Origin of the sequence: Bacillus sp. FSL W8-0183, assembly GCF_038006825.1 — a bacterium.
GTDB classification, from domain to species: Bacteria; Bacillota; Bacilli; order Bacillales; family Bacillaceae; genus Bacillus; species Bacillus altitudinis.
This window is the reverse complement of the sequence record NZ_JBBOVY010000001.1, coordinates 543,589-567,968: the sequence shown is the minus strand read 5'-3', so window position 1 is coordinate 567,968 and position 24,380 is coordinate 543,589. Positions and strand designations below refer to the sequence as shown.

At 43.2% G+C, this 24,380-nt stretch carries 26 protein-coding genes; 12 read left to right on the top strand and 14 right to left on the bottom strand.

What is annotated here, in order from left to right:
- Positions 1-18: 18 nt before the first annotated feature.
- The 5 genes from NSQ64_RS02930 to NSQ64_RS02910 form a co-directional block, all read right to left on the bottom strand.
- On the bottom strand, positions 19-810 hold the full coding sequence (locus NSQ64_RS02930; protein WP_144679586.1) for a putative hydro-lyase: 792 nt from the start codon (positions 808-810) through the stop codon (positions 19-21).
- Positions 811-814: 4 nt separating this feature from the next.
- Positions 815-2,032 carry an NRAMP family divalent metal transporter gene (locus NSQ64_RS02925; protein ID WP_007498097.1) on the bottom strand — a complete coding sequence of 406 codons (1,218 nt, stop codon included), beginning with the start codon at positions 2,030-2,032 and terminating at the stop codon, positions 815-817.
- 24 nt (positions 2,033-2,056) lie between these two features.
- Positions 2,057-2,815, bottom strand: coding sequence for a LamB/YcsF family protein (locus tag NSQ64_RS02920; RefSeq protein ID WP_058336797.1), 759 nt, complete (start codon positions 2,813-2,815; stop codon positions 2,057-2,059).
- Positions 2,816-2,988: 173 nt separating this feature from the next.
- Positions 2,989-3,768, bottom strand: coding sequence for a Cof-type HAD-IIB family hydrolase (locus NSQ64_RS02915; RefSeq protein ID WP_370539173.1), 780 nt, complete (start codon positions 3,766-3,768; stop codon positions 2,989-2,991).
- Between the two features lie 103 nt (positions 3,769-3,871).
- Entirely contained in the window at positions 3,872-4,135 is a 264-nt protein-coding gene (locus tag NSQ64_RS02910; protein WP_024720214.1) for an excalibur calcium-binding domain-containing protein, read from the bottom strand.
- Positions 4,136-4,322: 187 nt separating this feature from the next.
- Here NSQ64_RS02910 and NSQ64_RS02905 point away from each other — a divergent pair, with 187 nt between their 5' ends.
- From NSQ64_RS02905 to NSQ64_RS02895, 3 genes are read left to right on the top strand one after another with little or no spacing between them, the layout of a single operon-like run.
- Positions 4,323-4,700, top strand: coding sequence for a VOC family protein (locus NSQ64_RS02905; RefSeq protein WP_058336799.1), 378 nt, complete (start codon positions 4,323-4,325; stop codon positions 4,698-4,700).
- Positions 4,701-4,725: 25 nt separating this feature from the next.
- Positions 4,726-5,019, top strand: coding sequence for a DUF5316 family protein (locus NSQ64_RS02900; RefSeq protein ID WP_017358499.1), 294 nt, complete (start codon positions 4,726-4,728; stop codon positions 5,017-5,019).
- 31 nt (positions 5,020-5,050) lie between these two features.
- Positions 5,051-5,293 (top strand): DUF2651 family protein, encoded by a 243-nt coding sequence (locus NSQ64_RS02895; RefSeq protein ID WP_017358500.1) that lies wholly within the window; start codon positions 5,051-5,053, stop codon positions 5,291-5,293.
- Positions 5,294-5,337: 44 nt separating this feature from the next.
- On the opposite strand, the gene NSQ64_RS02890 is transcribed toward NSQ64_RS02895, so the two are convergent.
- On the bottom strand, positions 5,338-5,730 hold the full coding sequence (locus NSQ64_RS02890) for a RidA family protein (protein WP_144679590.1): 393 nt from the start codon (positions 5,728-5,730) through the stop codon (positions 5,338-5,340).
- Between the two features lie 350 nt (positions 5,731-6,080).
- Here NSQ64_RS02890 and NSQ64_RS02885 point away from each other — a divergent pair, with 350 nt between their 5' ends.
- The 3 genes from NSQ64_RS02885 to NSQ64_RS02875 are packed head-to-tail and all read left to right on the top strand — an operon-like array spanning position 6,081 to position 8,359.
- The gene (locus NSQ64_RS02885; RefSeq protein ID WP_096881014.1) at positions 6,081-6,542 is read left to right on the top strand and encodes an FMN-binding protein; all 462 of its coding nucleotides are present in this window, start codon (positions 6,081-6,083) and stop codon (positions 6,540-6,542) included.
- 15 nt (positions 6,543-6,557) lie between these two features.
- Positions 6,558-7,535 carry an FAD:protein FMN transferase gene (locus tag NSQ64_RS02880; protein ID WP_160758168.1) on the top strand — a complete coding sequence of 326 codons (978 nt, stop codon included), beginning with the start codon at positions 6,558-6,560 and terminating at the stop codon, positions 7,533-7,535.
- Complete coding sequence (locus tag NSQ64_RS02875; RefSeq protein WP_274660796.1) at positions 7,493-8,359, top strand: RnfABCDGE type electron transport complex subunit D; 867 nt, start codon at positions 7,493-7,495, stop codon at positions 8,357-8,359. Before NSQ64_RS02880 ends, NSQ64_RS02875 begins: the two co-directional genes overlap by 43 nt.
- A 45-nt stretch (positions 8,360-8,404) precedes the next feature.
- On the opposite strand, the gene NSQ64_RS02870 is transcribed toward NSQ64_RS02875, so the two are convergent.
- The 4 genes from NSQ64_RS02870 to NSQ64_RS02855 all read right to left on the bottom strand — a co-directional run bounded on the left by NSQ64_RS02870 (position 8,405) and on the right by NSQ64_RS02855 (position 13,347).
- The gene (locus NSQ64_RS02870) at positions 8,405-10,153 is read right to left on the bottom strand and encodes a methyl-accepting chemotaxis protein (protein ID WP_341014967.1); all 1,749 of its coding nucleotides are present in this window, start codon (positions 10,151-10,153) and stop codon (positions 8,405-8,407) included.
- 98 nt (positions 10,154-10,251) lie between these two features.
- A complete protein-coding gene (locus NSQ64_RS02865) occupies positions 10,252-11,373 on the bottom strand; it encodes a mannitol-1-phosphate 5-dehydrogenase (protein ID WP_341014966.1) in 1,122 nt (373 codons plus the stop codon).
- A gap of 1 nt (position 11,374) precedes the next feature.
- Positions 11,375-11,809: a PTS sugar transporter subunit IIA gene (locus NSQ64_RS02860; RefSeq protein WP_019743148.1), complete on the bottom strand. Its 435-nt coding sequence runs from the start codon at positions 11,807-11,809 to the stop codon at positions 11,375-11,377.
- Positions 11,810-11,904: 95 nt separating this feature from the next.
- On the bottom strand, positions 11,905-13,347 hold the full coding sequence (locus NSQ64_RS02855) for a PTS mannitol transporter subunit IICB (RefSeq protein ID WP_341014963.1): 1,443 nt from the start codon (positions 13,345-13,347) through the stop codon (positions 11,905-11,907).
- Positions 13,348-13,852: 505 nt separating this feature from the next.
- Here NSQ64_RS02855 and NSQ64_RS02850 point away from each other — a divergent pair.
- The 3 genes from NSQ64_RS02850 to NSQ64_RS02840 all read left to right on the top strand — a co-directional run bounded on the left by NSQ64_RS02850 (position 13,853) and on the right by NSQ64_RS02840 (position 16,845).
- A complete protein-coding gene (locus NSQ64_RS02850; protein ID WP_341014962.1) occupies positions 13,853-15,487 on the top strand; it encodes a copper resistance CopC/CopD family protein in 1,635 nt (544 codons plus the stop codon).
- A gap of 16 nt (positions 15,488-15,503) precedes the next feature.
- Positions 15,504-16,118 (top strand): YcnI family copper-binding membrane protein, encoded by a 615-nt coding sequence (locus tag NSQ64_RS02845; protein ID WP_341014961.1) that lies wholly within the window; start codon positions 15,504-15,506, stop codon positions 16,116-16,118.
- Between the two features lie 130 nt (positions 16,119-16,248).
- Positions 16,249-16,845: an NAD(P)H-dependent oxidoreductase gene (locus NSQ64_RS02840; protein WP_039166209.1), complete on the top strand. Its 597-nt coding sequence runs from the start codon at positions 16,249-16,251 to the stop codon at positions 16,843-16,845.
- A gap of 45 nt (positions 16,846-16,890) precedes the next feature.
- On the opposite strand, the gene NSQ64_RS02835 is transcribed toward NSQ64_RS02840, so the two are convergent.
- From NSQ64_RS02835 to gabT, 3 genes are read right to left on the bottom strand one after another with little or no spacing between them, the layout of a single operon-like run.
- On the bottom strand, positions 16,891-18,285 hold the full coding sequence (locus NSQ64_RS02835; protein ID WP_327862151.1) for an NAD-dependent succinate-semialdehyde dehydrogenase: 1,395 nt from the start codon (positions 18,283-18,285) through the stop codon (positions 16,891-16,893).
- Entirely contained in the window at positions 18,260-19,648 is a 1,389-nt protein-coding gene (locus NSQ64_RS02830) for an APC family permease (protein WP_039166214.1), read from the bottom strand. Before NSQ64_RS02830 ends, NSQ64_RS02835 begins: the two co-directional genes overlap by 26 nt.
- Before the next feature lie 21 nt (positions 19,649-19,669).
- On the bottom strand, positions 19,670-20,986 hold the full coding sequence (gene gabT, locus NSQ64_RS02825) for a 4-aminobutyrate--2-oxoglutarate transaminase (RefSeq protein ID WP_058336807.1): 1,317 nt from the start codon (positions 20,984-20,986) through the stop codon (positions 19,670-19,672).
- A gap of 108 nt (positions 20,987-21,094) precedes the next feature.
- Between gabT and gabR the strand changes: the two genes are divergently transcribed.
- Positions 21,095-22,519 carry a MocR-like transcriptional regulator GabR gene (gene gabR, locus NSQ64_RS02820; protein ID WP_217967545.1) on the top strand — a complete coding sequence of 475 codons (1,425 nt, stop codon included), beginning with the start codon at positions 21,095-21,097 and terminating at the stop codon, positions 22,517-22,519.
- Between the two features lie 30 nt (positions 22,520-22,549).
- On the opposite strand, the gene NSQ64_RS02815 is transcribed toward gabR, so the two are convergent.
- The gene (locus tag NSQ64_RS02815) at positions 22,550-22,861 is read right to left on the bottom strand and encodes an ArsR/SmtB family transcription factor (protein ID WP_041091115.1); all 312 of its coding nucleotides are present in this window, start codon (positions 22,859-22,861) and stop codon (positions 22,550-22,552) included.
- A 125-nt stretch (positions 22,862-22,986) separates the two neighbouring features.
- Between NSQ64_RS02815 and NSQ64_RS02810 the strand changes: the two genes are divergently transcribed.
- Together NSQ64_RS02810 and NSQ64_RS02805 are read left to right on the top strand one after the other, a co-directional pair.
- A complete protein-coding gene (locus tag NSQ64_RS02810) occupies positions 22,987-23,361 on the top strand; it encodes a hypothetical protein (RefSeq protein WP_341014956.1) in 375 nt (124 codons plus the stop codon).
- Between the two features lie 138 nt (positions 23,362-23,499).
- On the top strand, positions 23,500-24,366 hold the full coding sequence (locus NSQ64_RS02805; protein WP_341014954.1) for a TetR/AcrR family transcriptional regulator: 867 nt from the start codon (positions 23,500-23,502) through the stop codon (positions 24,364-24,366).
- The last annotated feature ends 14 nt before the right edge of the window (positions 24,367-24,380 follow it).

The following is a 24,380-nucleotide window of genomic DNA, read 5'->3' as shown; positions in this document are numbered from 1 at the left end:
CTTATGACACCTCTCTTTCTACAGGACACCGAGCTTTTGATCTCTTACATCTGTTATAAACATATGACCGGGTGCATGGGTGATCGCAATGTCTGGCTTAGTGTGCATGACGATGGCTTGCGGCGTCACACCACATGCCCAAAACACCGGAACTTCCCCTTCTTTGATCACAGATGGTTCTCCAAAGTCTGGTTGATCTACATGTTCAATGCCAATCACAGCTGGATCACCTATATGGATAGGACCGCCATGTACCGATGGGAATCTAGACGTCACCTGAACACTTCTTGTGACTTGATGCGCTGGGATCGGCCTCATGCTGACAACCATCGGACCATGGAATACACCTGCCCTTTCACATGAAATGTTCGTTTGATACATTGGGACATTATGTCCATTTTCAATATGACGGACAGGAATGTCATTCAGCATGAGTGCATGCTCAAACGTAAAGCTGCATCCGATGAGAAAGCCCACCATATCATCCTCCCAATAGGAAGAAATATCTGTTATCTCTTCTTGAAGAACCCCTTTTTTGTAAACACGGTATTTAGGGAAATCCGTTCGAATATCGGCATCAGGTGCTGAACGCCTTGGCACTGGATCACCTGGGTCGAGCACATCAAGCAAAGGACACGAAGCCGGATTCCGCTGACAAAATAAAAGAAAATCGAAGGCCAGCTCTTTTTTGACGATCATTAAGTTGGCTTGCGCAAATCCCTCAGCAAAGCCAGCCGTTGGTCCTGTGATCTTCTGCTTACGAATCAATTCCCTTATTTGTGACGGCTTATAGGTTTGATATGCTTTCATGTGATCAGCTCCATAGTTTTGGAATTTCATTCATGATGGTATATCCGCCCATGATTGCCATGATGACAACAACAAACGCACCTGTTGCGGTCAAAAAGAATGGATGGCGATAATCACCGACAATTTCTTTTTTATAGGCAGCAATCAGCAATGTTCCGAGTGCAAGCGGCAAGATCAATGCATTGATGGCCCCAACCAAAATCAATATGTTCACAGGTCTTCCAATCGTTATAAAACAAATGGTCGAGAGCGCAATGAATCCAACGATAATGCCTCGTTGATTTTTCTCGATTTTTGGTGAGAAGGTTTTAAAGAAGGAAACGGAGGTGTATGCTGCTCCAATGACTGAGGTAATGGCAGCAGCCCACATAATAATCCCGAACATTTTATATCCAACATTTCCAGATGCTAATTGAAAAACAGACGCAGGCGGGTTCGACGGATCAATCTGTAAGCCTTTTGAGACAACTCCTAGAACGGCTAAAAATAAAGCCACACGCATTACGGATGTGATCAAAATACCGAAAATGGAACTTTTCGTCACTTGCGGCAATGCTTCCTTCCCCTTAATGCCAGCATCCAGCAGACGATGACCACCAGCAAAAACGATATAGCCACCAACTGTCCCGCCGACAAGTGTGACAATGGATAACATGTCAATTTTCTCTGGCACGAAAGTTCTCATGACCGCTTCTCCAACTGGCGGTGCTGTGGAAATAGCCACATACAGCATCAGACCAATCATGACAAAACCAGCGATTTGTGTGAATCGGTCCATCGCTTTTCCTGCCTCTTTGATGACAAAAATGAGAATGGCAATGACTGCACTGACCCCAGCCCCTATGCGGGGATCGACGCCGAATATGACCTGAAAACCGAGACCCGCACCAGCGATATTTCCAATATTAAAGGCAAGACCCCCAATGACAATCAAACAGGCTAACACATATCCGAGCCCCGGCAGAACCATATTGGCAATGTCCTGTCCTCTTTTTTCCGAGACGGCAATGATACGCCATACATTTGTTTGCGCAAAAATGTCTAGCAAAATGGAAATCAAGATGACAAACCCAAAGCTAGCTGCGAGCTGCTGTGTGAACACCGTTGTTTGTGTTAAAAATCCCGGTCCAATGGCGGACGTTGCCATTAAAAAGGCTGCGCCCATCAGCATAGAACGGTTCCCTTTTGGAGCTTTCATCTGTTTGGCTTTCTCTCTTTTCATGCTGTTTCCCCCTTTGATGACGATTTATCGAAAGGCCTTGAGTTGAATAGTGGCTTCTTTTAGCTTCGCTGTAATGGTTTTTGCAAATTGAAGCGCGTGACTGCCATCCCCGTGGATGCATACCGTATCTGCTTTGAGCTGAACATCTTCCCCTTGCACTGTCTTCACTTTTCCCTCTCTTACCATACGGATGACCTGCTGAACCGCCCTTTCATCCTCTTCAATAAGTGCATGAGGTTCACGGCGGGATGTCAGTGTCCCGTCTGGTTGATACGTCCGATCAGAAAAAACTTCATGTGCCACTTGAAGACCGATTCTTTCCCCTGCTGACGCAAGTTCACTGCCTGACAGCGCAAATAACACAAGGTTAGGATCAATATCATACACAGCCTTCGCAATCGATTCAGATAATTCAGTATTTTTAGCCGCCATGTTGTAAAGGGCGCCATGTGGTTTGACGTGCTGCATCATGCCGCCTTCTGCTTTCAGAAAAGCTGATAGTGCACCAATTTGATAGATCACAAGATCATAGGCTTCCTCTGCTGAGATCGCGATTGGACGTCTGCCAAAACCGACTAAATCTTGCAGACCTGGATGTGCACCAATTTGAACCCCTTTATCCAGTGCCATTTTAACCGTCTTTCTCATCACAGTTGGATCTCCCGCATGAAAACCGCATGCAATATTGGCTGAGGTAACATATTCAAGAATTTGTTCATCTGAACCGATGGTGTATTGACCAAAACTTTCTCCCAAATCACAGTTAATATCCACTTGATACATAGGACCCCTCCTTGTCGTTCCGAATTGCGGAATAGAAAGTCCGAATATTCGAATTTATATTGATTATACCAACTTTGGATAGACTGCACATGAAATTGTCAGAAAATATAACAATAGAACTAGGAGAAAACAAAAAAAGTGAGAGGTCATGTCCTCTCACTTTTTCTACTCGTTTATTTAGACAGCACCCAATGTTGGATGGCTTTTGCTACCCCGTGCTCTGTATTAGGAGCTGTAATCCAATCAGCCGCTTCTTTCACAACTTCTTGTGCATTGCCCATTGCAATGCCTAATCCGGCTTCTTGAATCATCGCCATATCATTCAGACTGTCGCCAAGTGACATGACGTTGTCCATTGTGCAGCCAATGCGTTCTGCTACTTTCGCAAGAGCTGCCGCTTTGTTAATGCCTGCTGCATTGACTTCGATATTGGTTGGACTGGAATTCGTGATTTCTAGCTGTCCATTTGTTTTCAATGTATGGAGGACTTCCTCACGAACAGCATCGTCATGAATATCAAAACCAAATTTCAACCATTCGTGGTCATGAATGCGTTCTGGGAATTCTCCTCTCCACACTTTATCCACAGTAGATGCCCAGTAATCGGTTTCGTATCTGTTTTTTAGATCCCACATCATCTGAACGTGATCGGGATGCAGCAGTTCCCGTTCGATCAACTGGAAGTTTGAATCCCAAATTTCACTTCCGTTCGCTGTGACAAGATAAGAAGAGAGTTTCAACGGCTCGACCAGCTCTCGACATGTCATCAGCGTACGTCCTGTACTAATCACCACATGGACCCCTTTGGCTTCTGCTTCTTTAATGGCTTGTTTATTTTCCTCAGGAATGACGTGCTCACTGTTTAACAGCGTGCCATCCATATCAATGGCAATCAATCGGATGTCTTTCTTATCAGCTTGTGTTGACAAATTGAGTACCCCACTTTGTATCATTTTTTGAATCTATCTTTATTTTAATATAAAGATGAAGATGGCACAAAGGGACGAGTTTGATCCCAAAGAAAAAAGACCTTGTGACAGGTCTTTTTTCTTCTTCTTAACGTTCACATGCGATGCCGTCTTTATCACGGTCAAGGTGTGTATTTTTTAAGTAGAGTGCTTTTGATACATAAGGCTTGTACTTCGTTTTTCCACCTTTGTTTTTCGTATTTTTGCTTTTTGCCACGCCGCCTTTATACACTTTGTTGAGTGCTTTGCAGTTTTTGTACTTGACTGTCTTTGCATCCGCTGTGTGAGTGTCAACTTGTGTAAAGCTTAGTAAAAGACCGAAAGATATGACAGCCACCATGATTTTTTTCAACATGTAAGTTCCCCCTATTTTTTCTCATTTTACATTTTTATCATATGTCACCACATTTTGTTTTTCAAGACGAATGAGGTAGGAATATTGGTTTTTTTGGAATTAAATGAATCTTATTGCCTATGTGGTAAAATGAGTGGGAAACCTTTCCGGTTTTGACACGTATATGAAGAGAGGAGCTTTCCACATGAAAATGAAATATACCATTCTATATGTAAACGATGTTGAAGCAAGTATTCAGTTCTACCATCATATCCTCGGTTTCCCGATTAAATTGAGAGTTGAATCCTATGTTGAGTTTGATACAGGAGAAGTGACTTTATCGATTAATTCACGCCAAGATGTGAAAGAGTCACTTGGTCTGCCTGTTCCAGAGGCAGTTAGCTCGTCACAAACGTTTGAGATTGGCTTTGTTGTGGATGATGTGAATGAAACAATTGCATCCTTGAAGGAAAAAGGAGTACCTGTCATCAAGGAACCTGCCAAGAAGCCGTGGGGACAAACGGTCAGTTATGTGTCTGATCCTGATGGACATTTCATTGAAATATGTGATGCGGTCTCCTAATACCTGTCTGAAGGAGTGAAGCATAATGAGAAAGAAACATGCTTTTTTTGCTGGTGTTTGCTCCATGCTGTTGATTTGCAGTGCGGCGCTCATATTACAGCACCATGAATGGATTGGATTCGTCAGTGGTGGAATCTCTATTATTGCGTTCGTTGCATCTGGATTTCTTATGGGTGCATGGACCAACGGGGAAGAGGCACGAGCGGCCTATCACTCTGAAACAAAAGAACACCGGATGTTTCGTCTTGATACGGCTTTTCTTTTCATCATCTTTGCCCTTCCGCATATGGGTGCAGCACTGTTGTATGTTTTTATGTAAATAGTTGATTTGGTTCAAAGGAGTAATTAACATGGCTGTTTTTGTCTTATTCGTTGTATTTGGTTTCCCTATGATCTCTGTGCTGATTGGTATTTTCGGCACATTGTTTTTAAAGAACATTTGGTTTCCTACATTGATTGTGCTGGTTGCGAGTGTGATTCTGATGTTCACCTCTATTGGTGGAAATGAATCTTTTCTCATTTGGGTCATCATTTACACAGTCTGTGCATTTCTCGGTGCATTCATTACAAAGCGATTCAAAGCTGTTTCATAAATACTCATCAAAAAAAAGAACAGTTTGCACTGTTCTTTTTTTGATTAAATATCGGCACACCATAGCTCTATTTCGATTTTCAGCTCTGGCCACCCTAATGCAGTCACATAGGCAACGGTCATTGATGGATATGCCGTTTTGAAGATTGCATCCCACTGTGGATATAGATGATCCCAATCAATTTTTTCTGTTGCCCAAATATTGACTTTGATGACGTGTTCTTCATTCAACCCTTCTGATGCAAGGATTCTCTTTATATTTTCAAACGTATTGGTGACTTGGTCGTTTAAGCTTGATGGGATCTGTCCATCCGCTCCTGTCCCTACTTGACCTGATGTCACAAATAACCCCGCACCCTTTGGCACCCTTGTGATATGACTGTAGTTGCCAACGGGTTTCGGCATACTTTCTGGATTTTTTCTCGTGATTTTCTCCATGTAAATCCCTCACTCACTATGATTTTTCTGCGTGTTTTTCTTCCTGTAGACAGACTTCACCAATTTTTGTCTATCCTAAAAGAAAACAGCAGTGGAGTATCCGTAGCCACAAGGTAAGAACATCAATATTTTCTTTTTCATGGACGAAACACTCCTTTTTGATTGCGTGAGCAAGGTTTAGATTCATTTCATCCTACCTGATAAATGAACCACAGTCAAAAATAAATGATAAACGATAACGTGCAATATCTTGATTCTTATTGCCTATTATCTAAAATCGTTCTTTTCTTGTTCATGATTTGTTCAAATTTCTTCTATATAGTAGATCGTAATAGGAGGTAGGATACATCATGGCAAAAATAAATAAGAAAATGATTAGTCTTTGCACCGCAGCTATCAGCAGCTTATACATCACTGGTTATGCAACTACCCATCACGCGCAAGCCGTTCAGACAGCACAATCAAATACACAAACAGACGCTTCTAATCATACATCTCTCACATCAGATACTACCGCCACTCAAACAGAAGATACCACTTCAGAAACTGAACTCAAGGATGGTACTTTCTCTGGTACTGGATCAAATGAGATTGGCTCTATCAGTGTATCTGTTACCATCAAACAAGGAAATATCACTTCTGTCGAGATTACGAGTGATAACACTAGATACGGACAAAGCTCCATTTCCTCATTACCCAATGAAGTGGTCATCAGACAAAGTGCTGATGTAGATACGGTGAGCGGCGCAACATTAAGTACTCAGGATTTTGAAACAGCCGTTGCTCAGGCTTTAGAGCAGGCAAAGGCATAGAGAGGAGACACCATGATGAAATGGTTAGGACAACAAAAACTCATTACTTTTCAAAAATCCATGCTGGCTATGGGAACTGTTATCAATATTCAAGTGGTTGCCTATGAAGAAGATCGACGGGCTGTTTTAGAGGACATCAACCGTGCCTTTTCCATTTTTTACGATATCGAGCATCGTTTTAGCCGTTTCCGCTCTGATTCGGAAGTCATGAAGTTAGCCAATCGTTCAAAGCAAGAGGTATTAGTCAGTGAAATGCTTTTCGATTTAACAGCCTATGCGCTAGAGTTAGCCGAGTTAACAAATGGCAAGTATGATCCAACCATCGGAAAAATCATGGAACAAAAAGGATTCGATCGTTTATATACGACAGGACAAACTTTTTCATCACATGACGTTCCACATGCAGCCGTTCATTATCGTGACGTCCAGTTAAACGAGAAGAATCGGACGATTTATTTGAACAAACCGCTGATTTTGGATTTCGGTTCTATTGCAAAGGGATTTGCGTGCGATCTTGCCGCAAAAGAGCTTGAAGCATGGGAAGGCTTTATGATGAATGCTGGTGGGGATGTGTTGGTATCTGGATTTAACGAACAACAAGAAGAGTGGACAATTGGGATTCGGCATCCCATCCACAAACAGACCAACATCTCGGTCATTCAAACCACCAATTGTGCGATTTGTACATCTGGAAGCTATGAACGGATCAGTCGTTATGATCCTCATACGCACCATTTGATACACCCTCAAACGAAACAGTCTGAACAAAGTTTGTTAAGCTGTACCGTCATTGCACCACTTGGTATGCTCGCCGATAGTCTATCCACAGCTGCTTTTTTATTAGGTCGAGAAGAGGGTTATTCATTTTTAGCCGAACATGAAATACCTGCCGTGATGGTAGATCAAACCGCTGATATGATCGTAACACCGGAGATGAAGGAGGTTCACTCATGGAATCACAACCAGCACCTATCACAAACCAAACATTTTTGAAACCATCACCCTCACTAAAAGCCTACATTCGGACACCAAAACGGTATGTCATCGCCATTCTTTTGGTCCTTTTAGCCGCCGGGAGTCTGCACGCTGGTTTTCTTAGTGGTCTCGCTACAGTTGCTACCAGCATCGGGACAGCACTAATTCTTGACTCTTTCATCTCAAGAGTGATTTGGAAAAACAATAAACACACATTCCCTGATGGAGCTCTGCTCACAGGGCTGATTATTGGCATTGTTCTAAGTCCAGCTACTTCTTTTGCTGTTTCTGTTTTCACAGCCGCAGCAGCCATTTTATCTAAGCATGTCATCACTTATCAAAAGAAACCGATTTTGAATCCAGCTGCGTTTGGTTTATGGCTCTCAGTCATTTTATTTTCTTCCAATCAAAGCTGGTGGGGCGGTATGTCTCTTCTACCTTGGTGGACCCTATTCCTTGTGGTGGTCGGCGGTTATTTGGTGACAAGCCGCGTACAAAAATTCCCGCAAGTTTTCGCCTTTTTAGCAGCATACGGCCTGATCCACCTCATATTGGGATTCATTGGCTTAACGGATGCATCATCTGCTTTTATTACGCCCTACTTGAATGCTGTCTTGTTTCTTGCGTTCTTTATGTTGACTGATCCACCTACTTCACCAGCAAAGAATCGTGATCAAATCATCTTTGGTATTCTGTGTGCTGTCGTTTCGTGTGTGGACTTCTATTTATTTAACAGCCTATCTTACTTACTCACAGGGCTTTTATGTGCCAATGCTTGGAAAGCCTATCGAACGTACCAAACAAATCAAAAGCGACGGGCAATAAGGACGAAAGTTGTCTAAATAAAAAAACGGCCATCGACTTCTCGACGTCCGTTTGACCATACCTTATAAACGATAACGTGCAATATCTTGATTCAATCGCATGCTTAGCTCATTGAGCCTTTCTGCTGCCTTCGCCACATTGGAGATGGCGGTGACTTGTTCGTCTGTAGATGCAGTGATTTCTTCAATCGCTGCGGCATTTTCTTGAGAAATATGGGCTGCACCATGCATCGCTTTTGTGATGAGGTCGTTTTGTTCCAGTAATGTGTTCAGCTCTTTTGCCATCGCATTTGTTTCAACGATGGTTTGTGAAATCGATGTAGAGATGGAATTGAATTCTTGTTCTGTTGCGTGAACCGCTTCATCAAGCTCGGCAAAACGATCCATTGTTTTGGACATCATGCCAGCTGTAGCCGTCGTTTCTTCTTTAATGCCTTGAATCATCTGCTGGATTTGAACGGCTGATTGCTTTGTCTGTTCAGCTAAATTCCGCACTTCACTCGCCACAACCGAGAATCCTTTGCCATGCTCTCCTGCACGAGCTGCTTCAATGCTCGCATTCAGGGCCAGTAAGTTCGTTTCATTTGAAATGCTTTCAATGGTATCTGTGATTTGAGAAATATCTTGTACTTTTGTACTTAACTGCTCAATCCCTGATCGAATGCCTTGAGATGCCTGAATGGATTGCTCATTTGATTGTTTTAATTGCTGGACAATTTGCTGACCCTGCTCGGAAGATTGGTTCGACTGGTCTGAAATTCGTTTGATCTGGTCGCTTTGTTCTTTGACGTTTTCAATGGATTGATTGAACTGAGTCATTTGTTGATTGGCTACCTCAAGGTCTGATGCCTGATGAAGGGTTCCAGTTGAGATATCTCCAATCGCTCGGCCAATTTCTTCACTGCTAGCGGATGTTTCTTCAGAGATGGCGGATAGATCTGTCGCAGATTCGAGGAGCTGGCTGCTCGTTTCCTGCAAACCGCTCACAAGTGCTCTAAGCTCTCCTGACATATGATTAAAGCCTTTTGCCAACTGCCCAATTTCATCCGAGGTTTCTTTTAAGCTGGTGCGTTCAATATTGCCCGCCGCAATTTCTTTTGAAGCAGCCGTAACTTGCTTGAGCAGTCTCACTTTTCCTCGGGCTGCCAAATAAAAGACACCCATACTTAAAAGAGCGACACCTGCTGTAATGAGAATAATATAGAGCTTCATCTGCTCTAGTTCTTTATAAAATTCATCCTGAAATACGGCGATTCCTATACTCCAATTCCACGGTGTAAACTGGTTCATATAAGCGAGTTTTTGCTTTTCTTCCCCCGTGGCATCATCTTTATCCATATAGGTGATATAGTGTGCATCCTCGCCTTTTGCTGTAGCGCCAGCGACCATTTTTTGACGATTTGTCGTGTTATCTGGGATGACGCCGATGTCGTTAACCGGATGAACCTGTGATGAATAATCGGCTCCATATGCGACAAGGTAGCCTTTATTTTTATAGATGAAATCTGATTTTTGAAATTGATACCCTTTGCCGTCGTCATTTTTAGGCCCGTTCAAATAAATACGGGCTTGTTCCTGCGCATGTTCAAGCGTCAGTTCTTTTTTCTCCACACGGTCGTTCAATTGTTCAAGAGTGGCCATCGCTCCATTTACGATGTGTTTTAAATCTGCTTTCCCTGCATCAATTAAGACATTTTTCGCTAAAAAATACCCCGTTGTTCCTACAAGTCCGCCTGTTAAAATTGTAATAACGATAATGGCTGACATCAATTGAAAAAAGACACTTCTTGAAGCAAACGCTTTCTTTTTCATGTTCTAATTCCCCCTTACTACATATATCGTCATGCAGGGGAAAGTATTAAAAAAGTCATAGAAAAAAATCCCTTTCACGTTAGAAAGGGATCTTTTGATTATCGCTCGGTTTCTTTGAGGATGGCTTGATAGAGATCGTCTTCAGGTTTGAGTCCACATACCTCTTGAAGCACACCTTCAATGCCTTTTTCTTTCCTTAATGCCTGCAAGCGAACCGCTTCTTCGTCTTCTGCAAAGTCGTAAGCCAAAGCAGCAGTGATCCCTTTGATTAAGTACACTGGCTGCTTGATCTTTTTCGCTGGACCGATTAAACGGTCATCTGCTCCCAGCTTTCTAAGAGGAGAGCGTGCGACACGAGTCACTTCATCGGAAATAAACGCATTCTCAAATCGCTTGATGATTTTTTGAATATACGCATCATGTTCTTCTTTTCGGAAGCCATACGCGTCAATTAAATAACTGCCCGTTTCATGAAGGGCACCTTCGACAACTTGACGAATGTCTTGTGTATCAACAGCTTCTTTAATGGTTTTTACGCCTTGCTGATACGCGACATAAGCCGCTAGTGCATGTCCTGTATTGACGGTGAAAAGCTTCCGTTCAATATACGGCGTCAAATCTTGGACAAAGGTCGCTCCGTCAATTTGCGGAACATCTCCAATAAAGCCCGTCTCATCAATGACCCACTCGAAAAATGGTTCAACTGACACTTTGAGAATGTCCTCATGGTGCTGAATCGGAACAATGCGGTCAACCGCAGCGTTTGGAAAGCCAACGGTTTGTGATATCGCTGCTTGCTCATCTGCTGTTAAATGAGAGAACACCGCTTCTTTTAAATGAGCACTTCCCCCAATCATATTTTCACATGCCACGATGTTGATGATATGGTCAGGCTTTTTTTGTTTTAATCCTTCAGCAATCGATGAGGCAATGATCTTCAATACGGCTGGTCCAACAGCTGTTGTAATCAAATTGGCTGTGGCAACGGCCTCTGTTAATGCTGCTGGATTTTGCGAAGAATTAATCGCTGATACGGGCCCGACTAGTTCTTGCTTCTGCCCTGGTGCTGCCAGTTCAACCGTGTATTCTCCTCTTTCATTCAGCTCATTGATGACCGCTTCATTCACATCGGTAAAGACAAGCTCAAAGCCTGATGTCTTTAACAAAGATCCGATAAACCCTCTGCCGATATTCCCTGCTCCAAAATGAAGTGCCTTCATGTTAGTTCACCTCGTTAAAGATGGCGATCAGTTCATCCTGATCCTTTGCATGAATGATCCGTTCTACATTTTCTTCTTCTGAACAGACAATCGCAATTTGAGACAGAATATCAAGATGCTCGTTGTTTTTCCCAGCGATCCCAAAGACGACTTTCGCCACATTTCCTTCACCATATTCAACACCATCTGGAATTTGGATAATCGAAATCCCTGAATGAAGGACAGCCGCTTTCGCATCCTCTGTTCCATGAGGGATTGCAATGCCGTTCCCCATAAATGTAGAAGAGATCTCTTCTCTTTCAAACATTTTGTCGACATAATCACTTGTGACATAGCCGTTTGCTACGAGGACTTCGCCTGCTTTTTTGATGGCTTCTTCTTTAGAACCTGCTTGTTCGTTTAGAAAAATATTGTCTTTAGAAAGTACTTGTTTCATACATGATCACACACCTTTTTTAGAATAAAAATCAGGAAAACAACCAAAACGGGGAGTTCAATTAGGAAAAATTGGACTCAACCCGTTTCGTCATGTTATTTTTTCAATTTCTCAATCAGCTCATCATATTTCGGGCTGTTTAAGAAATTATCCACTGAGATATGCACAGCGCCTGGCAGCTTTGCCTTTGCTCTGTCTGTTAAATCTTTATGAGTAAAGACAACATCCGCATCGTCTGGGATGTTGCTGATAGATGTGTTTGTCACATCGATATCAAGCTCTGCCTTTTTCACTTTGTTTTTCAGAATGGACGCACCCATTGCACTTGAACCCATCCCTGCATCGCAGGCAAAGATGATTTTGTTCACGTCATCTGGATTGACATCACTTGGAGATGCTGCTTGCTCGTTTGCTTGAGCGTCTTCTTTTTGTGCCGTAAGAGCAGCGGCTGCTGCACTTTTCTTGCCTTTCATGTCCTGCATCTTTTCTGTTGCTGCTGTTAAATCTTCGTCAACTTCTTTAGACGCTTTCAAAATGACAGATGCGACAAGGAACGATACGATAGCTGCTACGACAACCCCTGCTAAAACGGCAAGGTGACCGCCTTTTGGAGACATCAGCATAAGCGCAATAATACTTCCTGGTGACGGCACAGCTTTTAATCCTGCATTTAATAATGTGAACGTCAGGACACCACTTGCTCCCCCTGCAATGACAGCCAAAATGAGTTTTGGTTTCATTAAGATGTACGGGAAGTAAATTTCATGGATTCCTCCTAAGAACTGAATGACAATGGCACCTGGTGCAGACTGTTTCGCATTTCCTCTTCCAAAGAACATATACGCAAGAAGAACCCCTAAGCCTGGCCCTGGGTTTGTTTCAAGCAAGAACAGAACAGATTGCCCTGTCTTCGCTGCTTGCTCGACCCCTAACGGACCTAAAATACCTTGGTTAATCGCGTTGTTTAAGAATAATACTTTTGCAGGTTCAATGAAGATACTTGCCAGCGGTAGTAAATGAGCATTGACAATGATATCTACACCTGCCGCAAGGGCTTTATTCAGACCTAGTACCACTGGGCCGATGGTGTAGAAAGCAATGACGACTAAAATGGCACCGAGGATACCTGCCGTAAAGTTATTCACAAGCATTTCAAAACCTGATCTGATTCGATCTTTAAACAGCTGGTCGATTTTCTTAATAAGATAACCGCCCAGCGGCCCCATGATCATGGCACCTAAAAACATTGGAATGTCTGAGCCAACAATGACCCCAATCGTAGCCGTAGCACCGAGCACTCCGCCTCGATGGTCATAGACGAGTTTACCGCCTGTGTAACCAATTAAGAGCGGCAGTAAGTAGTTAATCATCGGTCCAACGAGTGTAGCTAATTGCTCATTCGGAAGATAACCACTTGGAATGAACAAAGCTGTAATCAGTCCCCATGCAATAAATGCACCAATATTCGGCATAATCATGCCGCTTAAATAGCTTCCAAAGCGCTGTACTTTCACGCGGAATCCGCTTTTTTCCTGCATCTGTGAAAACCCCTTTCTTCTCTCCCTTTATTTCGGGCTTTATAGGTCAAAAGATATAAGAACAAGAGTCAGTGAAGCCCTTATACCTATCGTAAAACGCTTTCACTTTCCCTTCAATTGAAACTAAATGTCACTTTGTCACTTAGTGTGTGACAAAATTGAAAAATAATGTGACACCTCTCGGCATACCATAGATGATAGCGGGGTAAAAGTTGAATCTACTGTTGTTTTGGCGCAAAATTCATTGGAATTTCACAACTTTCAAATGGTCACTTCTTGTTTCCTCTACTTAAATCGAATAGGCTTATATTGATCAAACATTCAAGAAACGTCTGCGCAGACAAGACATGACACAGAAAAAGTGAACCATCTTGCTATTTGTTTCGTTTACCTTTTAGAGTGGGCGGTACAATAGAAAGAGCGGTTTTTCTGTGACTCACAGTTTACTGCCGCTTTCTTTCTGATACATGAGACATTTTCATAGGTAGAAAGGCGGTTATTCACATTGTTGAAATATAGTAAGTGGCTTTTGCTGCTCATCTTCATGTTCTCCTTCTTCATGCCAAAAGAGGCATTTGCTCATGCATATGTAGTGAGCTCAAATCCAGTGGCAAATGAAGAGCTGGATCAGCAGCCTCCTGCAGTCTCGATCACCTTTAGTGAAGGAATCGAAAGTGGATTTCATGCCATTAAGGTGTTCAATGCAAAAGGGGATCGTGTAGATCGAGGAGATACGGTCATCAAAGAGCAAAAGATCATGGAAGCAGCTTTAAAAAAGAATTTACCTAAAGGAATTTACACCATTCAATGGAATGCGGTATCAGCCGATGGACACTCTGTGTCTGGCATGATTCCTTTTAGTATCGGAAAAGCGGATGGAGGATTTGATCAATTAGATCAAGGACAGTCGAGTGAATCCATCGATATGGCTTCAACCATTGACAAAGCCTTTCTGTATACGTCATTTAGCTTATTTCTTGGAACCATTTTATTTGGGCTTCTATGGTTTAAAGCGGCCATAACCGACGTTTTAGCCCGGCGAATGAAGCGACTCTTAACTGTTTCATTGATCATGATGGGCGGAGCACTCTTGTTCCAGCTGCCGATTCAAACTAAATCAGCGGCAGACGTGTCCTTTTTAGGGGCATTTCAACCATCTCTTTTACAAGAAACCATTGCGTCGACTTCGGGCGGGAGTCTGTGGATGATGCTAATGGCGTCATTTGTTCTACTGACGATCTGGACAATTGTGGCGATGAAAAAAGGAAACTTCACTTCCTTCCGGGTATGGCTGTTTCCACTGCTCATTTTCATCGTGCTCCTTTGGCTGAAAGCACAAATCGGTCATCCAGCCGCAACAGATAATAAAATACTGACAACGTCACTTGACTTCATTCATCTCATTTCTGCATCTATTTGGGTCGGCGGCTTAACAGCCATTGTCCTTCTTTTGATGAAGAAACTGCCGAATGAAGATCAGCCGCTCATACGCAGCACCCTGACAGCTTTTCATCCGTGGGCACTGCTCTCGGTTGGACTGATTGTGTTTTCTGGGTTTGTGAATGCGATTTTTATTCTGCAATCATTTGATGCCCTTTTCCAATCAGCTTATGGACGCACCTTCTTAATCAAACTTGGTTTATTTATCATCATGGGTCTTCTTGGGCTCGTCCATTATTTGATGCTGAGATGGGAAAAGAAGCAGAAACGAAACGTATCTTTACGAGCAGAGTGGATCATTGGGATCGCTATTTTACTATTAACAGCCGTATTCACCAATATCCCAAGTCCTCCGCCGCCTGCACCAGAGCCATTCTTTGCAGCCAATCAGGTGGAGCATCGTGACCTTGTGTCTTTGAGCATTACCCCGAATGCTCCTGGTAAAAACACGTTCGAGGTGGCATTTACGAAGAAGGATGGACAAACGATCACAGACATTCAATCTGTGACAGCTAAGATCCACAAAGTCTCCTTGTTCGGTGATGAAACGCCTAACGAGTTTCAGCTGAAACGATTAAAGAATGGACACTTCTCGGCTGAAAACCTCTTACTAAATGAAAAAGGCACTTGGAAAATTAACATTCATGCGTTAACTGGTTCTTTTGACAACATCGATACGACATTCATTAGAAGAAACTAAAAGGAGTTTATATGATATGAAAAAATACATTAAAGCTTTATTACCAATGCTTCTCGCTTCATTTTTACTGGCGATTCCTGTAAGTGCACACGTGACAGTCAAACCTGATACATCCGCAACTAATGCTTGGGAAACCTATACGTTAAAAGTACCTTCTGAAAGCGACAGTCCGACAACAAAGGTTGTCATCACGATGCCTAAAGGCGTAGAATTCCAGCAATACGAGCCAGTGCCTGGCTGGAAAACAACAACTGAAGAGAAAAACGGAAAAGTCACAAGAGTCACTTGGGAAGCAACTGGCGATGGTGTCCTTGCTGGGCAGTTCCAGCAATTCGTGTTTGTCGCAAAAAACCCTGAAAAAGCCGGCGAAGCGGCATGGGATGCGTATCAATATTATAAGGATGGATCAGTAGTTGAATGGACTGGCGACAAGGACGCTGATAAGCCTCATTCGATCACAAATATTGTTGCGTCTAATACCGTAACGGATTCACATGGGCAAGAAAAACCAAAAGAAGAAAAGGCATCTGAAACAGCTTCTGCTTCTTCTTCACCCCTTGTTCTTGGTCTGTCCATTGCAGCCTTAGTTGTGGCATTGATTGCACTTGGGCTTGCTTTTAGAAAGAAATAAACCTTACATGAGCGATCGTTTTTTCAAGCGGTCGCTTTTTATTTTCCCAACCTATCATTTCCAATATAGGATTGAATAGGATACTCGTGCATGCCATAATGAGACACATGACCACCTAGGAGGCTATGAGATGAACCATCTAATCATATTTGCTCATCCCCAGCAAAGCTTAAATCAAACCCTATTAGATCTTGTTGTAAGCACTCTTTTGAACAATGGTCATGATGTGACAGTTCGTGATGTGTATGCCATTGGCTTTCCGCCAGAGCTGACAACAGCAGAAAAGGCTGCCATGAAAAATGGGCATGTGCCGATACCGGTTCAAAGAGAGCAGAAGCTGATTCAGCAAGCCGATGTCCTCACATTTATCTTTCCAATATGGTGGACAGGCTTGCCAGCGATGCTAAAGGGTTATGTGGAGCGCGTTTTTTCAGAGGGGTTTGCATATGAGATCAATGAAAACGGAGTGGTGAAAAATCTGCTTCGAGACAAAAAAGGGGTCATTATTAATACGCATGATGCACCGAGGACCTTTCTTGATTCAAATATGATCATCACCCCCAGCCATCACATGACGACAGATACAGCCGCCTTCGATCTGATCGGCGTTGAGCCAGTCGAACGGCTCTTGTTCAGCAGCATGGAACAAGCATCTGCAGACGACATCCACGAGATTCTCAAAGAAACAAAAGAAACGGTGGATCAACTTTTCCCACCGGCTGTTTAACATAAAAAAGACTGCCGAGGCTTCTCGGACAGTCTTTTTCACATGTTATTCGTCTAAACCAATTGACACATACTTCGTTTCTAAATAAGGTTCGATGCCTTCGATGCCGCCTTCACGGCCAATACCGCTCTCTTTCATACCGCCGAAAGGTGCCTGCACAGCGGATGGTCCCCCGTCATTCCAGCCAATAATCCCGTAATCTAGATTCTCAGATATATAGAGGCCATTGCGGTAATTCTCTGTAAAGAAATAAGCCGCAAGTCCAAAAGGTGTATCGTTCGCTAATTCAATGGCTTCATCTAATGTGCTAAATGTCGTAATTGGTGCAACTGGACCAAACGTCTCTTCATGCATAATGTTCATTGAAGGGTCGACATGAGTTAGCACCGTCGGCTGAACAAAATAATACGACTTCTCCTCGTCAAAATGGGTATCGCCGCCGACAAGAACTTTCGCCCCTTTTTCCACTGCATCATGAATTTGGTCAACAATTTTATCAAAGCCCCGCTTGTTGATAATCGGCCCGATGGACGTGCCTTCTTCAAAACCATTTCCTACTTTCAGCTTTTCTACTTCTTTGCTGAAGCTTTGCGCAAATGCTTCATGAATTTCTTCATGGACGATTAAGCGATTGGCACAAACACACGTCTGGCCTGCATTACGGAATTTAGATGCCACTGCTTGTTTCACAGCCAATTCAAGGTTGGCGTCCTTATCTACGATCAGCGGGGCATGACCGCCAAGTTCCATAGAAACGTGCTTCACTGTGCTCGCACTGTTTTTGATGAGATGTTTTCCAACTGGTGTTGAGCCAGTAAACGTGATCTTGCGGATCAATGGACTATCTGTGAAGATTTCCCCCACTTCTTTTCCATCTCCAATCACCCATTGCAAGGCATCCTCTGGAATTCCGGCTTCATGGCCTAATTTCACAAGTTCAATGGCCGTAAGCGGCGTGTCTTCAGCAGGTTTCACGATAAACGTACAGCCCGCCGCAAGCGCTGGTGCCGCCTTCCTTGTAATCATCGCCGCAGGGAAATTCCATGGTGTAATGGCGGCAACAGGACCGACTGGCTGTTTTGTGACAAATAGGCGTTTGTTTGTCGTATGAGATGGGATCGTTCTGCCGTAAATCCGCTTTGCTTCCTCTGCGTACCATTCAATATATCCAGCGGCATAGACGATTTCCCCTAATGCTTCTTGATACGGCTTCCCGTTTTCTTCTGTGATGATTTTTGCAAGTCTTTCTTTATGCTCGATCATGAGATCAAACCATTTGCGAATGATATTTGCACGTTCATGGGCTGACGTTTTTGCCCATGTTTTGAATGCTTTGTGTGAGCGAGTGATCGCATCTTCAATCTGTTCTTTTGTATGCTGAGCAACTGAGGCAATTTCTTCTCCGGTTGCAGGATTATACACTTTGAGTTCGTTTGTCATGCTCTATCTTCTCCTTCGTTCTTGGATTCATTACATATAGTATATACCCAATGAGTGCCCAACCTAAAAGCAAAATCCATTCAGCTGGCCATGACAAGGAAGCCGGCATCCCTGGAAAATAAAATGAAAGAAAAAGGAGACTGAGTCCAATGGCAAAAACGCCGGTCGTCCGCCAATACTTAATGCGGTATGGACGCTCAAGCTCAGGTTCTGTCTTGCGAAGTCTCATAAAGGCAATGGACACAATCAAATACCCAACGATGATGCCCACACCCCCTGCATTGACAATCCACACGAGGGCAGGTCGGCCTAGTAATGGTGCAAAAAAGGCCAATGCACCTAAGAACAAAATGGCATTTGTCGGAGTTTTATACTTCGGATGAATATACGCAAACCATTTGGAAATCATGCCTCTTTCCGCCATTGCGTAGAGGATACGGCTTGCACCAATGATAAATGCATTCCAGCTCGTCACAATGCCTGCTACACCACCAATGACAAGCACAGTCCCAAACGCCTGATGACCAAGAAGCTGTACCATGGCATCTGCTGTTGCTAGTGATGAAGCCTCAAGTTGACCTTTTGACAATCCTGCCGCTACTCCAAAGACAATGAGTAGATAAAATACAACCGCACTCACAATGGAGATAATCAAAATTCTCCCGATGATTTTCTTCGGTGCGTTAATCTCCGCCGCTACCTGCGGGATGACATCAAACCCAACGAATAAAAAGGGAATCATCACTAACACAGCCATCAGACCGCCAACCCCGCCTTGAAACATCGGCTCAAGGTTTGCAAAATCTCCATTAAATGTAGCTCCGCCTAATAGAAGAAAACCTGTCAGGATAATGGCCACTGTGAACACCGATTGAAAAATAGCAGCAGGCTTTGCGCCAATGTAGTTCAGAGCTGTTAAAAACAGCGCACCGCCAGATCCAATCAATACCCATGTAAAGTAAACATCCCATCCTCCTATATTCCATAGGAAACCAACATGCTGTGTTGGAATGACATAGTCAATGACTGTCGGAAGTGCGACAGCTTCAAACGTAATCACGGACACATAACCGAACAATACGCCCCATGCGGAGACAAACGCTGATTTAATCCCAAATGCCCGCTGGACAAAGACGAGTCCTCCGCCTGTTTCTGGAATCGCAGAGGAAAGCTCTGCATACGTTAGTCCAATAAAGATGACGAGAATGCCCCCTATGACAAAGGCAATCACACTTCCTAAAAATCCAGCTGTTAAAATCCAATCTCCCGAAAGTACAACCCAGCCCCAGCCAAGCATTGCACCAATGGATAAAAACAGTACGTCTGACTGCGACATGGTTTTAGCCATTTGTTGTTTTTGCATACAACCATCCCCCTTTGTTGTTTAGCGTGCTGTGAAGGCGTCTTCGATAATCCCTAATCCTTCTTGCAGCAGCTCATCTGTGATGACAAGTGGTGTTAAAAAGCGAATAATATTCCCATTGATCCCTGCCGTTAATAAGAGTAGTCCTTGCTTGTTTGCATAAGCTGCAATCGCTGCGGCTGTCTTCTTATCTGGTGTACGCGTTTTTTGATCTTCCACAATTTCAATGGCCGCCATTGCCCCTAATCGCCGGACTTCCCCGATGAATGAATACTGACTTCTCCACTCATTCGCTTTGTCCTCAATGACTTGTCCAATGTGTTCAGATCGTTCATTCAGTTGTTCTGTTTCAATAATATCAAGTACAGCCAATGCCGCCACACAGCCTAATGGACTGCCAGCATACGTCCCCCCTAGCTCCCCTGGGTCCGCTGCATCAAGTAATTCTTTTCTGCCAACGACCCCGCTCAGCGGCAGGCCAGCTGCAAGTGATTTTGACACAGTGATTAAGTCTGGCACCACATCGAAGTGTTCAATCGCAAAGTATTTCCCTGTTCTTGCGAATCCTGTTTGGATCTCATCTGCCACGAATACGATTCCATGCTGCTGACAGAATGAAGCGACGTGCTGGACAAAACGCTTCGATGGTACAATGAATCCGCCCTCCCCTTGGACTGGCTCCATCACCACACAAGCGACGGTTTCTGGTGCAACGGTTGCGACAAAGAATTGATTGAACTGATCAATGATGTATTCGTCGTAGGCTGCATCGCTTAATCCTTCAGGTTTTTGATAGTAATAAGGATACGGCGCTTGATACACCTCTGACGCAAATGGGCCGAATCCAAATTTATAAGGCTTGACCTTGCTTGTCATGCTCATCGTCATATTCGTTCTTCCGTGGAACCCTCTTGTAAAAGAGACAACCGCTTGTCTTTTCGTATATTTACGGGCAATTTTCACTGCGTTTTCAACTGCTTCGGCACCTGAATTTAAGAAAATGGCTTTTTTGTCGTGGTCGCCTGGTGTGAGGTGGCATAGTTTTTCTGCCAATTCGATATAGGATTCGTACATCATGACATTAAATCCTGGGTGAATCAGGCTATCTGCCTGTGCTTTGACTGCTTCCACAACCTTTGGATGGGAGTGTCCTACATTTAATGTACCGATGGCGCCTGCAAAATCGATAAAACGATTGCCATCAATATCGAAAAGCTCGGCTCCCTTCCCTTTTGCTGCAAGATGACGGTTGCCATTACTTACGCCTCTTGCGACGTATTGATCTCTTTTCCCCTGCCATTCCTCTGTTGAAAAACGGTTTGTTGTCGTTTGACTCATTGTCATCCATCCCCTTTATGTCTTTTTTATTATTCTGAATATTTTTTGGTATGATAGAAAGTACCAATATCATTTTTTTCATGGTATCAGAGAGGATGGAATGACGAGATGCTGACAATTCAACTAGATCAAACAGGGGAAAACGGGTTTATTTATCATCAAATTTACACGAAAATTAAAGAGGAAATTTTAAACCGCAACCTGCAGCCGCACGATCAATTACCGTCTAAACGAGAGTTAGCAGATACTTTAAACGTCAGCGTCAATTCAGTGAATGGCGCCTATCAGCAGCTGCTTGCCGAGGGATATTTATATTCAGTTGAACGGAAAGGCTTTTTCGTGGAATCACTGGAAACATTTCATGAATCAGGTCAACTGAAACCCTCTTCCCTTCCAGCGGATTTAAAAGAGAATCCGATTGAGCGAGATGACTGGTATTCCTTTTCACATATTTCTGTTGATACAGCCAATTTTCCTTTTAAAAGCTGGCTGAAAAGTGAGCAAAAAGCGATTCATCTCCACCAAGAAGCCTTTGGTGAGCTGCCGCACCCACAAGGCGTCTATGAGCTACGGGAAACGATCGCCCGGCTGATTGGACTTGCACGAGGGGTCAAATGCTACCCTGAACAGCTCATTTTAAGTGCGGGTACACAGTCACTCATTCATTCGTTATCTAGCATCCTTCCAGCTGATCAAATATATGGATTAGAAAACCCCGGCTACCGTAGACTGTATCAAATGCTGAAAAACAATCATCACCGGATTGAAACGATTGGCATTGATCAAAAAGGGGTGCGGATGAGTGATATCCAGAAGAAAGAGCCAAATGTCTTGATCATTACGCCTTCTCATCAGTTCCCAACAGGGGTGATCATGCCGATTTCCCGGCGGATACAGCTGTTAAACTGGGCAGCTGATCAGCCAGACCGCTATATCATTGAGGACGATTATGACAGTGAATTTAAGTACGGTACAGACAGCATACCGGCGCTGCAGAGCCTTGACCGCTATGACAAAGTCATTTATATGGGGACCTTTTCGAAATCATTGCTGCCCGGCTTGAGGATCAGCTACATGGTGCTACCGCAGCATTTATTAAGACGCTATAAAGAAGAACAGCACTTTTTTATTCAAACGGCCAATCTTTTTACACAATACACCCTTCTTTATTTTATAAAAGATGGCGCCTATCAGCGGCATATTAAAAGAATGAATGGGCTATATGAGGAAAAACGAAAACAGCTTATTGGAGAGCTTGACACTGTCTTTCGTGACAACGTACGAATTATCGGGGAAAATGCAGGGCTGCATTTTATCGCAGAATTCCGCTCAGATCGCACGCAGCATGAGATTTTACAACGTGCCAAAGAGCGAAAGCTAAAAATGTACGGAATGGACCGTTTCACCCTTGATGAGCATGTACCCGGTCACAAAGAAGGCTTTGTCCCGCTCGTCCTCGGTTTCTCTCATATGCGGCCAGAGGATATTAAGCCAGCGGTGAAACGCCTGTATGACTCGATTTATGGGAAATAAAACAGCCAGCTGCTTTTCTAGACAGCTGGCTTACCACCGCTCTTTATCTACGGCTAAAATGGATGACACGAGTTCAGGAAAAGCGGTCTCAATGTCTTCTTTTCTTAAAGAATAATAGCGGTGTTTTCCGTCAATTCTCACTTTCACGATGCCTGCCTCCCTCAACACTTTGAAGTGATGTGACAGCGTGGATTTGGCAATATTCATCTCATACGTGCCGCATGTCCTCTCGCCTGCTTCAGCTAAGCAGCGGACAATTTCTAACCGGATGGGATCGGCCAATGCGTGCAGCACCGAAATCAGTCTCATGTCTTCTTGGGTTGGATGGATTGGATTATTCATACGATAAATGTACCGTATTTCGTGCCAACATACAATCTCCTTACTCGCCTCATTAAAGTAACGATACATCCTTCGGAAACGACTATGACTATATAATAGCTTTCTTGTGAAGGGGAGGATCTCATTTGACACGAAAATTATGGACTTACTTTTGTTTAATGTTACTCACCATTTGCTTATGTGGATGCCAATCCGTCCGGTATGCCGAATCTAAACCACCTAGTGCAGAAGAGTTATTAGCTCTCGATCCACAGGCAGATTTATTTCAATGGGAAGAAACGATCTATGAAACAAACATAGATTGGACAAAATCATTAAATGTAACAAAACATCAGCAAGTAGGTGTCATTCAGAAAACAGCTGCCACACATTTTGAACATGGAACAGCTTCTCGGTTGAAAAAAGGAACACCTATTTACTCTGTCAAGGAGCGAGAAGACCTTTTAATCGCCGAACTTAACGGACAGATCATCATATATGCCGCACATGCGGAAGGATAAAATACCTGTCATCAGATAGGTGTTTTTTTAAGTTTCTTTTCTTGTCATGTGCCATTGGTTTTGTTATCATAGCAAAAGTGACCACTCGGTTTCCATTGTGACCATATGGTTTTGCCGATTCGGAAAGGACTTATGAAGATGAACGAAAAGCAAGAAGAGATTTTGCGGGTATCGAAGAAATTATTTTCTCAAAAAGGCTATATGAGTGTCTCCATGCAGTCAATTGCTGATGCCTGTAAAATATCAAAAGCGTCTATTTATAAACTGTTTGATTCAAAGGAAGCTCTTCTATTGGAACTGATTAAATACAATCAGCGCAAAATGAGAGAGATTTCTCAGATCATTCATTCCGAAACGACGCTGTCCAAAAAGGAAAAATTCACAAAAAAGATTAAGCTTGAGCTTGAAGAGTTTAAAGAGAATCATAAATTTTTGAATATGCTGTCCTTTGAAGCTTTTTCACAGCATTCGCCCATCGTCATTAAGCATTTACGTGAGACACGCTCCATTATCATGCAGCGACACAGAGACATCATTTTAAGCACATATGGTGAATCTGTTGCGCCTTATGTGTGGGATCTTGTGATTGTCCTCAACGGATTAATGAGAGAATTCATCTTGATGTTGGCGATTGAGCACAAGAACATCCAATTAGAAAATGCCGCCGAAATGATCATCGGTGTGATGGACCGTGTATCAATAAAGCCTTGCTCCATTGAGCCTGTGCTAACAGATCAGCTGATGAACTCTTATTTGCTTTCCACACAGGAAGAATATGATGAAGAAAAGCTTGTCATCTCGTACTTAACAAAGATGAAACAAGAGCTTCACACACTATCAAACGGAGAAGAAAAGGACGATCTCCTCTCTGCGTTTGAACTGCTGAGTCAAGAACTGTCAAAGGAGCAACCGAGAACCTTTTTAATTAGCTCATTGCTTGATTATTTAGGCAAACACAGCGTTTTATCTCAAAACGTGTCACAGCTGAAAAGCATTATTTTATAGATAAAGAAGGGATA